This is a genomic window from Streptomyces sp. NPDC043680 (assembly GCF_056436685.1).
Window position 1 is genome coordinate 162,335 of the sequence record NZ_JBWKCE010000004.1, and the last position, 14,054, is coordinate 176,388.

The 14,054-nt window shown below is 72.9% G+C and carries 14 protein-coding genes, 1 tRNA gene and 2 pseudogenes; 6 read left to right on the top strand and 11 right to left on the bottom strand.

All coding sequences use genetic code 11. The annotated features are described in order from the left end of the window. Window positions 1–475: 475 nt before the first annotated feature. The 3 genes from AC0666_RS10430 to AC0666_RS10440 form a co-directional block, all read right to left on the bottom strand. Complete coding sequence (locus AC0666_RS10430; protein ID WP_468963600.1) at window positions 476–2,908, bottom strand: helicase associated domain-containing protein; 2,433 nt, start codon at window positions 2,906–2,908, stop codon at window positions 476–478. 143 nt (window positions 2,909–3,051) lie between these two features. Next, on the bottom strand, window positions 3,052–4,827 hold the full coding sequence (locus AC0666_RS10435) for a sigma-70 family RNA polymerase sigma factor (RefSeq protein WP_478707425.1): 1,776 nt from the start codon (window positions 4,825–4,827) through the stop codon (window positions 3,052–3,054). A gap of 215 nt (window positions 4,828–5,042) precedes the next feature. Next, window positions 5,043–5,726, bottom strand: a complete 684-nt coding sequence (locus AC0666_RS10440) for an IclR family transcriptional regulator (protein ID WP_478707426.1) — start codon at window positions 5,724–5,726, stop codon at window positions 5,043–5,045. Between the two features lie 68 nt (window positions 5,727–5,794). Here AC0666_RS10440 and AC0666_RS10445 point away from each other — a divergent pair. From AC0666_RS10445 to AC0666_RS10460, 4 genes and pseudogenes are all read left to right on the top strand, one after another. Further along, window positions 5,795–6,097 (top strand): annotated as a pseudogene (locus tag AC0666_RS10445) (bifunctional 4-hydroxy-2-oxoglutarate aldolase/2-dehydro-3-deoxy-phosphogluconate aldolase); the annotation flags it as partial. A 129-nt stretch (window positions 6,098–6,226) separates the two neighbouring features. Beyond that, window positions 6,227–6,739 (top strand): annotated as a pseudogene (locus AC0666_RS10450) (PfkB family carbohydrate kinase); the annotation flags it as partial. Between the two features lie 83 nt (window positions 6,740–6,822). Next, complete coding sequence (locus tag AC0666_RS10455) at window positions 6,823–7,035, top strand: PfkB family carbohydrate kinase (protein ID WP_478707427.1); 213 nt, start codon at window positions 6,823–6,825, stop codon at window positions 7,033–7,035. A gap of 241 nt (window positions 7,036–7,276) precedes the next feature. After that, window positions 7,277–7,350 (top strand) — tRNA-Trp (locus AC0666_RS10460). A 621-nt stretch (window positions 7,351–7,971) separates the two neighbouring features. Here the strand turns inward: AC0666_RS10460 and AC0666_RS10465 are convergent. Continuing rightward, a complete protein-coding gene (locus AC0666_RS10465) occupies window positions 7,972–8,616 on the bottom strand; it encodes an HAD family hydrolase (RefSeq protein ID WP_478707428.1) in 645 nt (214 codons plus the stop codon). A 48-nt stretch (window positions 8,617–8,664) separates the two neighbouring features. On the opposite strand from AC0666_RS10465, the gene AC0666_RS10470 reads away from it, so the two are divergent. Together AC0666_RS10470 and AC0666_RS10475 are read left to right on the top strand one after the other, a co-directional pair. Next, window positions 8,665–8,820, top strand: coding sequence for a hypothetical protein (locus AC0666_RS10470; RefSeq protein ID WP_478707429.1), 156 nt, complete (start codon window positions 8,665–8,667; stop codon window positions 8,818–8,820). A 346-nt stretch (window positions 8,821–9,166) separates the two neighbouring features. After that, entirely contained in the window at window positions 9,167–9,358 is a 192-nt protein-coding gene (locus tag AC0666_RS10475) for a DUF6233 domain-containing protein (protein WP_468964292.1), read from the top strand. Here the strand turns inward: AC0666_RS10475 and AC0666_RS10480 are convergent. From AC0666_RS10480 to AC0666_RS10510, 7 genes are all read right to left on the bottom strand, one after another. After that, entirely contained in the window at window positions 9,289–9,561 is a 273-nt protein-coding gene (locus AC0666_RS10480) for a hypothetical protein (RefSeq protein ID WP_468963605.1), read from the bottom strand. The two genes, AC0666_RS10475 and AC0666_RS10480, sit on opposite strands and share 70 nt — an antisense overlap. Window positions 9,562–10,311: 750 nt before the next feature. Further along, window positions 10,312–10,473 (bottom strand): hypothetical protein, encoded by a 162-nt coding sequence (locus AC0666_RS10485; RefSeq protein ID WP_468963606.1) that lies wholly within the window; start codon window positions 10,471–10,473, stop codon window positions 10,312–10,314. A 284-nt stretch (window positions 10,474–10,757) separates the two neighbouring features. Further along, the gene (locus AC0666_RS10490; RefSeq protein WP_478707430.1) at window positions 10,758–10,946 is read right to left on the bottom strand and encodes an endonuclease domain-containing protein; all 189 of its coding nucleotides are present in this window, start codon (window positions 10,944–10,946) and stop codon (window positions 10,758–10,760) included. Window positions 10,947–11,096: 150 nt separating this feature from the next. Continuing rightward, the gene (locus tag AC0666_RS10495) at window positions 11,097–11,255 is read right to left on the bottom strand and encodes a hypothetical protein (RefSeq protein ID WP_468963608.1); all 159 of its coding nucleotides are present in this window, start codon (window positions 11,253–11,255) and stop codon (window positions 11,097–11,099) included. Between the two features lie 79 nt (window positions 11,256–11,334). Beyond that, window positions 11,335–11,679: a hypothetical protein gene (locus AC0666_RS10500; protein WP_468963609.1), complete on the bottom strand. Its 345-nt coding sequence runs from the start codon at window positions 11,677–11,679 to the stop codon at window positions 11,335–11,337. Between the two features lie 160 nt (window positions 11,680–11,839). Continuing rightward, entirely contained in the window at window positions 11,840–12,235 is a 396-nt protein-coding gene (locus tag AC0666_RS10505) for a VOC family protein (RefSeq protein ID WP_468963610.1), read from the bottom strand. A gap of 148 nt (window positions 12,236–12,383) precedes the next feature. Further along, complete coding sequence (locus tag AC0666_RS10510; protein WP_478707431.1) at window positions 12,384–14,006, bottom strand: N,N-dimethylformamidase beta subunit family domain-containing protein; 1,623 nt, start codon at window positions 14,004–14,006, stop codon at window positions 12,384–12,386. Window positions 14,007–14,054: the final 48 nt, after the last annotated feature.

Genomic DNA, 14,054 nt, shown 5'->3' on the forward strand with positions numbered 1-14,054 from the left:
ACGCGGTGTGGGCGCTGGGAATACCCCTCTGGGCGGACCAGCACAGATTCCGGGAGTGGTACGCGGTCGGCGGCGGCCCGTACCTCTTCGTACTCAGCGGCCTTGCCCTGCTGGCGGGCATACTGGCGTTGAGCCTGGTCCGGCCGTGGGGCCTGGTCTTCCCGAGCTGGACTCCGTTCCTGGCCGGACACAGGGTTCCGCGCCGGACGCTGACCGCCACCGCCTTCGCCGTCTCGGCCTTCCTCCTGCTGTACACCGTCCGGGCCGCCGCGCAGACCATCGACGACTTCGACGACGACGGCGTTTTCAGCCCCTGGATCGTCGTCTACGGAATCCCGCAGTTCCTGGTGTGGGGCATCGGCCTGTCCCTCGCCGCACACTCCTACCGCCACCGCACATCACCGGGCACCGAACGCCTCGGGAGCGGCCCAGGGCCTCATCCGGGCGAGGCTGAGAACGCCGGCCGTCCGGCGGATCAGGTCCGGGGCGTGGACCACTGCATGTCCAGGGCGGTCAGGGCCGCGACCCGGTCCGCGGTCAGCAGGTCCGCCCGGGCCCGCTGGTTGGCGATCCACGAACCCAGCCGGAACTCCTGGCCGCCGACCCGCTCCACGTGCGTGCGCGGCACCCGCAGATGGCCCTCGCGGGCGCGGAACTCCCGGGCCGCCCCCAGGTGCGCCGCCCACTTCTCGGCCTGGCTGCGCCGCGGCCGCGGGAGCTCCGGCCCTGTCGCCGGGGTCACCCCGAGGGTGTGCTCCAGCAGCCAGCGCTGCGCCCAGGTCAGCCGGTCCCAGGCCGACCGCTGGGCCCGTACCCACACCCCCAGGTCCTCGCCCTGGACGACCGCCTCACCCCGGGAGACCGGCAGCCGGCCGCCCGCATCCAGATGGACCCGGGTCAGGTGGAAGGCCCGCTGCCAGGAGATGTCCCACGCCGGGCACCAGGAGGCGTCGACGGCCTCCAGGGCCTCCCGGCGCTCCTCCGGCAGCGCCCCGGGCCCCTCGCGGCGGGCCGCCGCCCGCTGGTTCTTCACCCAGACACCGACCGGCGCGCCGTGCCAGGTGGCGTCCACCGGCGGCAGCAGGTGCCCGTGTTCCGCCGCCCAGCCGCGGGCGGCCGCCAGACCCTCCTCGAAGGCCACGTCGAAGTGGCTCCACACCATCCCGAGCGCGTCCAGCTGCGCGACCCGCTCCCGGCCGAGCGCACCCCGCCGGTACGTACGCCGCGCGTCCGCGATCCACTGCCCGAGCGGGAACCCGGCGAGGGCCGGCGGCCACGCCGGGTCACCGGCCGGCACCTTGAACCCGAAGGGCACCTTCAGGTCCCCGGCCGCAGCCGCGTAGATCCGCGCCGCCTCCACCCCCCGCCGCCAGTTCCCGTGTTCGGGGTGCAGCACGCGCAGCCGGATGAAGGCGGCCAGCAGCGCCGGGTCCCGCGGGGTGGAGAAGCTCAGCAGCGACTCGACCGCGGACCGGGCTGCCGCGGCCTCGACCGGCTCAGACGGCCGCCCCGGCACCTGCGGCTGCGCAAGGGCCTCCACCAGCCGGGTGTCGTGCGCCCGCAACGCCTCCAGGAGCCGCGCGAGGTCCCCGTACGCCCGGGAGGTCAGCATCGTCTGCGGGCCTTCGCCCGGCCCCAGCAGGACCGGCACCACCAGCGAGGCGACCTTGCCCTCGCCCGGCCGGATCCGCAGCGCCCGCCCCACCGCCTGCACGAGGTCGGGCATGGAACCCCGGACGTCCGCCCAGTAGACGGAGTCGCACTCCTTGGTGTCCACACCCTCGCCGAGTACCCTGACGCTCCCGAGGAAGGCCTTCTCCGCTCCCCCGTCCGCGGCGAACGCCTCCAGCACCTGCCGCCGGTGCGCCGCCGAATGCTGTCCGCACAGCCAGTCCGCCCGGACGGTACGGGGATACCCGGGCCGCCGGCCGCGGCCCGACGCCCTCAGCCGCGCCGCCACCTCGGGCAGCCCGGCGGCGAAGGCCTCGGCCTCCTTCGTCAGGTGATGGAACACCAGCGTCCGCCGGAAGCCCTGTTCGGCGGACGCCTTGACCAGAGCTGCCTGCAGCGCCGCCAGCCGCGCCCCGCGCACCGCGTCCGAGCGGCCGTCCCGGCCCAGCAGCACGGCCGCCTGGAACGCGGGGTCGGTGACGTCCACGCAGACGACCCGGTACGGGGCGCAGATGCCCCGGTCGATGGCCTCGGCGAGGGTCAGGGTGTGGCAGCGGGCGCCGAACGGGCCCTGCGGGTCGTCCTCCATCGACGCGACGAGCTCGCCCCGCCCCCGCGCCGGCGGGCCCGAGCCTCCGGCGGCACCCTGCTCGCCCTCGTCGGGGTCCTGCCAGACCCGGGGCGTGGCGGTCATGTAGAGCCGCCGCAGGGAGGGGATACGGGTGTTGTCGTGCACCACCGCCCAGGGTTTGCCGATCCGCCCGGACGTGCGGTGCGCCTCGTCGACCACGATCAGGTCCCAGCCGGGCAGTCCGGCGAGGTGCGCGCGCTCGATGGTGCCGAGGCCGAGCGAGGCGTATGTGGCGTACACCGTCACCCGTTCCCCGCCCCGGCCGCCCCGCCGGGCGAGTTCGGCCGGATCGGTGGTGGTGGGCAGGCCCGCCTCCTCGGCGCGCAGCGAGCACACGGCGAGGGAGCGGCCGGTGCGGCCGCCCTTCCGCCAGGCCGTCACGGTCTGGACGAGCAGGTCCAGCGAGGGCACCAGCACCAGCACCCGGCCGGCCCGCAGCTCCTCGGCGGAGCGCACGGCGACGAGGGACTTGCCCGCACCCGTCGCCATGACGACCTGGGTCCGCAGCCCGGCCGCCGGGACCCGGCCGCCGGCGGGCAGCTCCAGGGCCCGCACCACGGCATCGACGGCCTCGCGTTGGTGCGGACGGAGTTCCATCCTCGGCATGCACTCCACCCTGCCCACTGTGATCTGCTTGTTCGGCTCCAGCTCCTATCTTGCCCCCTTCTTTGAAGCAGCCGGGGAAGCGCGCCGGGGGAGTGGGTCGCAGGAGCGGGCCGGGGGAACGGGTCGCCGGCGGCCCGGCGGGGCTACATGCGCGCCCCGAAGTTCTGCGTCCACCAGGGGCCGCCGGGGCCCTGGTGCATGCCCACGCCGATGTCCTTGAACGAGCAGTTGAGTATGTTGGCCCGGTGGCCGGGGCTCTTCATCCACGCGTCCATCACCGAGGCCGCCGTCTGCTGGCCCTTCGCGATGTTCTCCCCGTACGTGGACCAGCGGTAGCCCGCGACCGTCGTCCGCTTGCCCGGGTCGGCGCCGTCGGGGTTGGTGTGGGAGAAGAAGTCCCGGTTCGCCATGTCGTCGGAATGCCCCTGGGCGGCGGAGCGCAGCTGCGAGTCCTCGTTGAGGGGGCCACAGCCGGCCGCGGCGCGCTCCTCGTTGACCAGGGCGATGACCTGGCCCGCGATCCCCTGCGGGGCGGGCGCCGGAGCGGGCGCGGAGGTCCGCGGCGAGGGCGTCTTGGAGGCGGTCGGCGTCGGGCTCGGGCTGGGGCTCTCGGCGGACGGGCTCGGGGAGGCCGACGCCGAAGGGGAGGGCGGTGCGGACGGCGAGGCGGAGTCCGAGGGCGCGGCGCTCGCGGATTCGGGCGCCGACAGCGCGGCCAGCGGCGAAGGCGCGGCGCCCTCCGCCTCGGTGTCGCCCGAACCGGGGAAGCCGCCGAGGTAGGCGAGGCCGCCGCCCGCGACGCACGCGGCGATCACCGCACCGCCGATGGCCCGCCGACGGCTGCGGCGGCGCTTGCGCAGTACGCTGCGGCCGCCGCCGGGGGTGCCGGCCGGGGCGCCGCCCTGCGCGGAGACGGTCGGGATGAGCTCCGTCGCGTGGTCCGCGGACTGCGCGGGTATCGCGGAGCCGGAGCCCGGGCCCGCGGCCGAGCCCGTGGCCCCGCCGTCGAATCCGTATGCACCCGCGCCGCTGTCGGCTCCGTACGCGCCCGCGCCGCTGTCGGCTCCGTAGGCCGCGCCCGCGCCGCCGTCGGCCCCGTACGCCGCGCCCGCCGGGACGAAACCGCCCGCCGCCGCCGACCGTACGCCGGCCAGCAGGGCCGCCGACACCGGTACCAGGGCAAGGCCGGCGAGCAGCCCCTCCGCCGGGAGCAGGCCGTTCCACAGACCGGCGCAGCGCAGGCACTCCCGCGCGTGCCGGGCTATTCGCTTGCGCCACAGCGTCGACGCGACCCCGTCCCAGCCGGCCGTCACCGTCCGCAGGGTCTCGCACGGCGGCTGGGCGTCCAGCGCCCGCTCCACCACCCGCGCCGACTCCAACTGCGCCTTCATCCGCTGCACCCGCACCGCGGTGTGCTGCGGGGAGAGTTCCAGGGCCGCGGCCATCTCGGCGCGGGTCAGCTCGCCGGCGCACTCCAGCCACCACAGCGACAGCAGCGCCCGGTCCTCGGGCTCCAGCCAGCGGGTGGCCCGGGCGGTTTCCCGCCGCTGGCCCTCCAACTGGAGCCGTACGACGGTCAGGTCCACGAAGTCGGCGCCGGGATCGGCGAGCTCCCAGGCGGCTTCCAGGCCGCTCTCGCCGGGGGCGCTGTGCCGGGCCTGCCAGTGCGCACGCACCCGGTTCATGGCGATCGCGACCAGCCAGGACCGGAAGCTCTCGTCCGAGCGCAGCCCGCCCAGCCCGTCGAGCGCGCGGAGCATCGTGTCCTGCACCACGTCGTCCACGTCGCAGGACCCGTTCAGGGCCCGCCCGACGATGTTGTAGACGAGCGGCAGATAGGTGCCGACGAGTTCGTCCTGCGCGCGGGGGTCGCCCGCGCGGGCCGCTGCCACCAGCGCTGCCGTGTGCTCAGTAGTCATGTGCTGTTCCCTGTCCGTACCGGCCGTCGATGATGCCCAATACCTGGGAGACCGTCGAGGGGAGCTCGGATAACACTTATCGCGAAAATCCGGAGGGCGAGTTCGCGGCCCGTGCCGAACGGGGCCGTACGGACGCGTCCGACCGGGTGGGGCCGCCTCGGCGCCGCAAGCATCGCATCCCCCCGTACGGCCCCGGGCACCGCCCTCCGGGGTCGCTACAGCAGGGGAGCCAGTGCCTCGGCGGCCGCGTGCACCATCGGGGCGTACGACTCGATCTCCTCGCGCACGACGAGAGGGGCGAGCGCGGTGACGCTGACTCCGCCGACCGGGTGTCCTCCGGCGTCGAGGACCGGAGCGCCGACACAGCGGACGGCAGGCTCGTTCTCCTCGTCGTCCAACGCGTAGCCCCGGGCGCGGACCAGCGCCAGTTCCGCCCGCAGGGCGCGCACGTCGGTCAGCGTCCGCGGGGTGCGCTCCGGCAGTCCGGCGGCCCGGACGAACGCGTCGAACTCCTCCTCCGGCAGGTGGGCCAGGATGCTCTTGCCAACGGCGGTGCTGTGCAGGGGCATCCGCATCCCGATCCGCGACGCCGTCCGGAAGGGCTGGCCGCCCTCCAGCTTCCGGATGTAGGTGAGGGACTCCCCGCCGTGCAGGGCCAGGTGCACGATCTGGCCGGTGTCCTGCTGCAACTCGCCCAGGATCCGCCCGATGTCCGCCGGCTCGCCGCCACCGACCAGCGCGGCGAGCCCCCGCAGGCGCGGGCCCACCCCGTAGCGGAAGTCCGCGTCGACGCGGACGAAGCCCTGCTCGACCAGCGAGGCGAGGATCCGGAAGGTGCTCGACTTCGGTATGCGGATCCTGGAGGCGGTGGCTTCGCCCGGAGGCCCCCACCGCCTCACCGATGTGACGGCGGCGGCCTCGCCGTGCGGCGTGAGGCGGGTTCGTCGAAGGCGGCTTCACCCCCGCCGAGATCGCCTCCGCCGTCCGGTCCGCAGGCGCCGCCAAGGTCTTCCCGGCGCACGTCGGGGCCCGCGGTTCATCCGCCATCCGCTCCCTCACGGCGGTGCTCCCCGAGGCGCTGCTGATCCCGACCGGCGGCATCCGCCTCGGTGAGGCCCGCGCGTGGCTCGACGCCGGAGCCGCGGCCGTCGGCATCGGCGCCGGGCTGCCGGACGATCCGGGTGAACTGGCCGCCGTCTTCGCCGCGTCGGCCGGGTGGGGCGAGCGGGGCGCCGCCCGTGCCGACGCCGGCTGCGGGACCGGGCCATGACCGGGCCGGGGCGGACGGCGGAGTACGACGTGCTCGTCTCGGCGAGGTGCTGGTCGAGATCCACGCCGACACCGCCCTCGGCCGGGCCGTCGACGGACCTCGGCCCGCCTCTCCTACTCCGGTGACGCCCTGAACGCCGCTGCGGCCGCCGCCGCGGCCGGGGCCCGCACCGCCCTGCTCGCCGTCGTCGGGGACGACGAGCTCAGGGTGCCCCTGCTGCGCCGCGCGGCCGAACTCGGCGTGGACGTCTCCCCATACCTGCTCGCCGCCGACACCGGGGGCGACCGCGCCTTCGTCTACTGGCGCACCGGCAGCGCCGGCTCGACCCTCTCCACCGGACACGTCGCCTCCTGGCGGAAGCTGCTGACCCGCTCGAAGGCGCTCGTCACCAGCGGGATCACCGGAACCCTGGCACCGGGCGGGCGGGCCGCGGTGCTGGCCGCGGCCCGGGCCGTGCACGCGGCCGACGGGCACGTCTCGTACGACTCCAACTTCCGCCCCCGGCTCGCGGGACGGTCCGAGGCGCGGGACCTGCTGGCCGGGATCGCCCCGCCGGCCGGACTCCTGAAGACGTCCTGCCCGGCCGACACCCTGGCCCTCGTGGACACCGGCGATCCGCTCACCGCCGCGGCCCGCTGCCGCGCGCTCGGGGCCCGTACGGTCGTCGCCACAGCGGGCGCGGACCGGCTGTTCTGGACGACGGCACGCGGGCGGAGTACCACCCCGTGCCGGTCGTGCCGGACCCCGTTGACGCCACGGGCGCCGGGGACTGCTTCACCGGCACCGCCACCGCGCGACTGGCCCTGGGCGACAGCCTTGCCGACGCGGTCGCGTACGGCATGGCGGCCGCGTCCCTGTCGGTGTTCGGACGGGGCGGCACCGGCCGCGTGCCCGCCTTCGCGGAGACGAAGGCCCTGGCCACGGCTCACGGCGGGTGACCGGCCCGGTCAGCCGCGGGGTGGGGAGCCGTACGCAAGAGGGCTCGCGACCCGGCCCGCGCCGAGCACGAGCCGGGAGGGTCCCGGTCGGCGGCGGTGGCCAGGCCGAACAGCCCTGCAGGCCGGACCCTGCGCCACGCTGACGCGGTCCAAGGGCGAGGTGCTGCGGCGCAGCCCGACCCACTTGATCCAAAAACAAGTGGATCCCGGGGCCGCGTCATGACATGGTTGGTCTCAGCGAAGGGGTGTAGCTCAGTTGGCCAGAGCGCTGGTCTCCAAAACCAGATGCCGCAGGTTCGAATCCTGCCGCCCCTGCAAAGTTCATCCGCGGCTTCGCCGCAAGCGCCCAGGTGAGAGTACCTCTCTCGTCTGGGCGTTGGCGTTTCCTTGGAATCTACAGGGAGTCTGCTGGAGTCTCCTGGAACTCTGTCGGGTGGATCGCGTCCCCCAACCCATCACCGACCGCTGGCTCTTTCGGTCGACCGGATCGACGTTGATCACAGAATGCTTCAGCTCTGCTGCTGACAAAATGATCTTGCTGGGTTGACCTGGGCGGGTGCCGCCTGCACAAGATCGCTGGATCCTCGATGCGCAGAAGTCCGTGGGGGACCGCATCCGCGTCGCCCGGATTGGCGAGAATCTCACGCAAGAGCGACTGGCGGAGCGGTCGTGGCCGGGGCAGGAGCCGACCGGGGTCCATGCCGAGCGTGCCGGCGATGGCTTCGAGGGTGTCGTCGCCGGGGTACGGGTGCCCTGCTCGACTTTGCGGAGCATGCTGAGGGAGACGTGCGCTGCGCGGGCGGGGTGGTCCTGGCTCATTCGGCGGGTGCGGCGGGCTGTGGCGAGGCGCTGCCCGAGGTGGCTGGCCATCGTGCTCCGTTCAAGGTGCGTGTCAGCGCACGCTACCGGCCCTCGCCGCCTCGAACAGGCTGTTCGTCAGGACTGGTTGACGATGTCGACGAGGTCGAGCAGGGAGTCGATGGAGTAGTCGGCGGCCCGGCGCACGATCTCGTTGTCGGCCCACCAGAAGCCCCAGGGGCCGCGGCGCAGGTGCGCGGTCAGCAGGCCGGCTGTGCGGGCGGGAAAGATGTCGTTCTCGGGGTGGTCGCCGACGTACAGGGTTTCCTCGGCGGGGGCGCCGGATACGCCGATGACCTGGTGGAAGAAGTCTGGGCTGGGCTTGGCTACACCCCACTCGCCGGAGGTGACGACCAAATCGGCCGGCAGGTTGAGGGCCCTCAGCAGGTCGGCGGCTTTCGTCGTTTGGTTGCCGGCGACGATGACGCGGGTGCCTGCGGCCCGTAGTGCGGTGAGCGCGAGACGGGCGTCGTCGTACAGGTCGGTCTCGTCCAGCTGTTCGCCGCGGCCGGCGGCCTCGCGGGCCCGGTACTCGGCGCCCACGTCGATGCCGGGGCGGAGCAGGCGCAGCGCGTCGGCGTTGTCGCGGCCATCGACGACGACGGCGCCGACGAGCGCGGATAGCGTGTGGCGGGGGATGTTGAGCCAGTCTGCCCATGATGCCCAGTAGCGGTCGTCTCGGGGGATGGTCTCGCCGACATCGAGCACGACAGTCCGAATCATGCGGGCAAGCCTACGGCGGGCTCACCTCCGGCCGATATCCGGTTCGGCATGTCCCCCACCCCTGCCGGCTCCGGCCCTGTGCACCCGCTCGCGGAGATTAACCGCGACCGGCGGGCGCTCGTGCTGGCCGGGCGGGCCCGCTCGGAGGAGTACGAGGAGCTGCTCGCCGAATGGCTGCGAGCGAGTGTCGTACCCGCCGCTTAGGATCCGGCGGGTCGCAATCGAACTGAACGACGACTCGATCCAGCTCCAGCATGCTTCCGACGAGGCTCATGCCACGGTCGGGCGGTGGTGCACATCTGCCCGGCCGCATCCCCGCAACTGACAACGGCGTGCGCCGATCGACGTGGAATCGGACTTGTGTCCGATCTCCTGCCTGGCCTGCCCCGCCTCCGCACTATGGAGACGTGGCTGGCCCTGAGCCTCAGCCGCGGAGGAGCAGCGCCTGGCCGCCGAAGCCGCCCGCCTGCCGCCGCTCCCACCGCCGGCCTGGCTGATCGAGCACGGCATCGGCTCGGGTCGGCAACCCGTCCGCGGCGACTGCTGGGACATCCGCAGTCGCTGCCGGGCTGCCGACCGGGAGACGGTCCGCCGGGCGCTCGCTGACGGCGTTGAGGCGTGTACGCCCTGCCGGCCGGACACGGCGCTCGGCGTGCGGGACTGCGGCAGGTGCTACATGGCCCCTCGTTCCTCGCGGATGTCGCTGACGCTGGCGAGGAGGGTGCCCTCCGACTGCTCGTAGTGGGACAGGGCCAGGCCAAGCCCGAAGAAGGTGGGGGCCCATTCGCCAACGAAGATTCCCCACCGGTCGGCGCGAGCGATGCCGGCCCCCGGTTCGACGTTGAGGGACGTCACCCATGTGGCGATGGAAAGACCGATCGAGGCGAACGCTGCCATGTATGCGTGCTCGCTTCGCATGCCCATTTCGTGCAGCTTCTTGATCATGGCTATCCCTTGTGTATGAGGGGTCGGGATCTCCTTCAGGTTCACCCGGCCGGCGCCTGTGCGCATCCCGGCGCCGTGGCGGCCGGGCGACGACGACGCAGGCGGTCCCTAAACGACGCTCGGGGAGGCGCGGCGGCCGAGGAACTCCGGACACGGATCGGCCTGCGGCTGCCGTCGCGGCAACCCCGGCGCGGGATGCGACTACCCGTGGCGGGGACGCGCGGCAGCCCTCCCGTGGGGAGGGCCGGGAGGGACGCCGGCCCCGGGGCTCCGGCGTGCACACCGTAGACCCGCAGGCCGGTGGGCGGTAGGCATATGACAGAGCAAGATTCCGGACAGCAGAACGCCCGCCCCGCTGGATGTGGGGGCGGGCGTGAAGGCTGCTCAAGCAGCGGTCACTTCGACTGACCTCCCATGGGACGCGCACAGCACGTGCCATTGCGCCACCCTGCAAGCGGGCGGCGCGCTCCCATCGCTGGTCCTGCTCCCGCTGAGCCTCCTCGGCTTGCACCAACGCGGGGTAACCGTCGCACGCGGCCGTTACGGCACTTTGCGCGTCATCGCGGCGAGTGGGGCTGCCGCCGTGGTACTCCCGCCTGAGGTACCAGCTCTGCTCGTCGCCGGTCGCGGAGTGCACGATGATTCCGATGCGCTGACGGTCGGCGTGGTGGCGGATCGTGGTCAAGTTACGGTCGGCCCACGGCTCGAAAATGGGCCATGGGCGGCTTCTTCCGGCGAGGCATCGTGCTCCTAGTCCAGTTCCTCGCTGTCCCAGCGTGCCAGGATTTCAGCGACGCGGGGGTACCGCTTGAGGAGCTCCTCGTCGCTCATCTCCGAGTCCGGTCCAGCCAGTACCGTTCGGACGGCTGTGCCGTTCGACGGTGTCATCACCCTTGTGTGGAACTCGCTCACGAGACCTCCAGCGTCGTGCGGCCGAGGCGATCACAATCCGCCCGAGGGTGAGCCCGCGTCAACCCTTGCGGAGGAAGTCGTTCCGGGGAGCGCATAACGTTCCCTTAAGCGGTCAGGCCCAGAGCTGCCTTGCAGGCGCTGCAGGTGATCCGGGTCCTTTCGTCCTGACGTTCGTCCTTGTCGACGATGATCTGACCGCAAGCCGCAAAGGGCGGCGCGCCAGACGTGAACCGCACTGTGGACGTTACGGCCGCCGTGGAGGCGGAAGCGAAGGGGATGGGTGCTCACGACGTCTCCTCGGTCTGGAGCCGCTCGGCGAGTCCGGCGGCGAGGGTGCGGTGGCGGTCCAGGTAGACGATCGCCAGGCGGAGCCGCTCTGGGGAGTCTCTTGCGTTGCCGAGCAGCAGGTTGCAGTGGTGGCAGAGCAGGGCTCGTATCTTGCCCGTGACGTGATCGTGGTCCACCGCCGCCATGCGGTTGTACTCGGCGAGCGTGATGCCATACAGCCGCTTCAGGCTCTGCTCGAAGACCTTGTCCTTGCCGTTGGCCTGCTGGTACCTGGTCCGGTAGTACTCGCTCAGGCGGGCCTTGCAGCGCGAGCGGCGGCGCCAACGGCACGTTACCTACACCGCCTGGGGCGGGACGAGTTTGATCGGGCTGGACTGCTCCAGCGCCGTGGTGGCGACCGGGGGCACGATCTGCGTCCGCTCCCACAGCGCCAGTGCCGCGGCGATGGTGGCCATGACGAGGGCTTGCTTGTCGGCGGTGAGCGGTACGAACACCCCGAACGCCCAGACTGGAGCCCCGCCCCGGCTGGGCGTTCGGCGTTCGCCCGGGATCCGCCGACGCGCGTACGGCGTGTCAGCCGCCGGTGGATCCGCCGCCGAGCGCGGCCCGACCCTTCTCGTTGATCTCCTTCAGGGCGTCGTAGTAGGCGTTCACGTAGGTGGTGTCGTCGAGGCCGGTGCAGGCTTCCGGGCGGGGGTCGACGGTCAGCTGTCCGGGCTTCGTGGAACCCTGCTCCACGATGGCCTTGATGCACGCGGCCGTCTGCTGCTCCGTGGTGGAGGCCGGGGAGGAACCGGCGGTCGAGCCCGGCGGCGTTGGCGGTGGGGTGGTGGGCGCCGGCTTCGGGTGGCTGCCGGAGCAGCCGGCCAGGGCCGCGGTGACGACGAGTGCCGCAGCGAAGGTGTGGACGGTGCGCATGGCCGGCTCCTCCAGAAGACTCGGACGGGCATGCATCATGCAGGACGCGCCGTGGCCTCGGCCAGGGCTCGTCCGGCGGATCGCGAGCCGAGTCCCGGCACCCGTCGTTGGCCCACCCCCTTCCCGCCTCTCCCGGGGAGCGGGCCCGACGGCGTGGGCGTCAGCCGGTGTTCTCCGTGTACCCGTACGGACGGGTGATGATCTCCATCCCGTGTCCCGACGGGTCGAGGAAGTACAGTCCGCGGCCGCCGTCGTTGTGGTTGATCTCGCCCGGCTGCTTCATGTACGGGTCGGCGAAGTACTGGATCCCCGCCGACCGGATCTTCTCGAAGGACGCGTCGAACTCCTCCTCGGAGACCAGGAACGCGTAGTGCTGCACCGCGATGGACTCCGCCGGTGCGGTCGCGAAGTCCAGGGTGACGTCATTGCCGGTGGACACCGGGATGAAGGGGCCCCACTCCGCCCCGACCTCCAAGCCGAGGACGTGCGCCAGGAATTCGGCGGACTCCCGCTTGTCACGGGAGTGGATGATCGTGTGGTTCAGGTGGACTGACATGGGTGAATGCCTCCGCAAGGCACATCACGGGCACCTCCATGCCTCACCCGGTCGGTGACCGGCACGCGATGCCGTGATCACGATCCTAATCACCCGTTCCGGGAGGAGTCCACCACAATCCGGCCATCCGGCACGGCCGACGCCACCGTCACGAACCCCCGTACACCGCCTTGACGTTGTCCTGCGCCGGATGTGTCCGCCCCGCCGGCCCTGCCGCGAACACCCGCAGCATGTTCTCCGTCACGCGCGAGGTGAACGCTCCTGAGCGCGCGTCCAGTCCGTGGTTGGCCCCGCTGCGCCCGTCGCCGGTGGCGTCCAGGGCCTCCACCCACCGCATCGTCCCGGTGGCGAACACTCCCGCGCCGCTCGACGCCGTGTAATAGGCCGTGTCCTGGTGGCTCGGCCGGCCCTCGCACACCACGGGTGAGTGGGCCAGGATCTCGATCGGGCGGGGCGTCGGAAAAGCGGTGTCGACCTTGTCGTACTCGACGCCCACCAGGTGCGGGAAGTGGTCGCCGGCCTTCACGCCGGTCCCTTCGAAGAGCCAGTGCCCCGGGTTGGTCACCACGTAGGGGGCGTCCACCGGGTACCCGTCGTAGATCACGCCGAGCAACGAGCTCTCCGGGTCGGCCCCCGGGGCCGAGCGGAAGTCGACCGTGGCCGGCTGGCCCCGTTTGAACCCCGGGTCCTGGTCGTAGGAGGACTTGTAGCAGACCACCGTGCGGTCCGGCCCGAGGTCGGAGGGCTCCAGGCGGATCCTGCGGAAACAGCAGTTGGCGCCGAGGATCGCGATGTTCGTCCCGGCGTCCCGGGCTGCCGTGAAGCGGGCCCGCTGCTCGGGCGACCAGTACTCGTCGTGGCCGAGGGACAGCACCGCGGCGGCTCCTTCCAGCAGCCGCTTCTCGCGCGCCACGTCCGTGGTCGTCGCGTAGGCCAGCGGTAGGCCGAGCCGCTCGGCGAGGGCCAGCAGCGGCGCCTCGTACACCAGGAAGAGACCCGCGCCGTCGTCGTACTCGTACGGCCGGTCGAAGGTCACGGCGAGGGACCGGGAGGCGTAGCCGCCGCTCGGGCCGTCGTAGCTGCCGTAACCGCCCCACCGGTTGTACGCCTGCCAGGTCGCCACCGCGTTCACGACGACGGTACGTCCCGCCGTGGCCGCCGACCGGACGGTGACGGGCACGAACCGCTGCCCCTCGGCGCCCTGTGCGTCGAGCCGCAGCAGGTAGCAGCCTTCCGGCCAGCCCTTGGTGTCGACCGTGGCCGTACGGGGCCACCGGGTGCGGACCATGCGCGTCGCGGAGTCCACGGTGTGCTCGGGCTGCCGGATGCCGGGCAGCGCCTCGGAGCGCCACACCAGCCGGGCGCGGGCGCCGCCGTACCAGCCCATCCGGTAGGCGGAGACCGTGAACCGGGGCGCGGTGGTGGACACGTGCAGCCCGAACGACTCGCCGGGCAGGACACTGACCCGGTCGGCGAAGCCCTCGATGGCCCGCGCGGGCCCGGCCTTGGTGACGTGCCAGTCGGCGTTCCCGGGGCGGGCGTTCTCGGCCTTGACGTCGAAGGCGCCCGGACCGGTCGTCTTCCCGGCGGAGCCACTGGCGGCGGGGCCCTTGCCGGCCCCCGGTCCCAGGTCCGCCCGGCCTGCCCCGCCCGGGCTCGCACAGCCGCCCACGGCTCCCAGCCCGGCAACGGTGGCCGCCCCCGTCGCGAGGGCGAGGAAGCGCCGCCTGGCCGCCCCTTCGCCGCCCCCGGCTATGTGCTCCTGATCCATGGAGGGCACGTTATGTCACCCTTCACGCCCCCTCGCCACCGGGTTCGG

Coding starts and splice junctions, on each gene's coding strand:
- AC0666_RS10505 (WP_468963610.1), bottom strand. CDS start 12,235: ATGTCAGTCCACCTGAACCACACGATCATCCACTCCCGTGACAAGCGG.
- AC0666_RS10500 (WP_468963609.1), bottom strand. CDS start 11,679: ATGCGCACCGTCCACACCTTCGCTGCGGCACTCGTCGTCACCGCGGCC.
- AC0666_RS10490 (WP_478707430.1), bottom strand. CDS start 10,946: ATGGCGGCGGTGGACCACGATCACGTCACGGGCAAGATACGAGCCCTG.
- AC0666_RS10480 (WP_468963605.1), bottom strand. CDS start 9,561: ATGATCAAGAAGCTGCACGAAATGGGCATGCGAAGCGAGCACGCATAC.
- AC0666_RS10470 (WP_478707429.1), top strand. CDS start 8,665: ATGTCCCCCACCCCTGCCGGCTCCGGCCCTGTGCACCCGCTCGCGGAG.
- AC0666_RS10430 (WP_468963600.1), bottom strand. CDS start 2,908: ATGCCGAGGATGGAACTCCGTCCGCACCAACGCGAGGCCGTCGATGCC.
- AC0666_RS10465 (WP_478707428.1), bottom strand. CDS start 8,616: ATGATTCGGACTGTCGTGCTCGATGTCGGCGAGACCATCCCCCGAGAC.
- AC0666_RS10435 (WP_478707425.1), bottom strand. CDS start 4,827: ATGACTACTGAGCACACGGCAGCGCTGGTGGCAGCGGCCCGCGCGGGC.
- AC0666_RS10510 (WP_478707431.1), bottom strand. CDS start 14,006: ATGGATCAGGAGCACATAGCCGGGGGCGGCGAAGGGGCGGCCAGGCGG.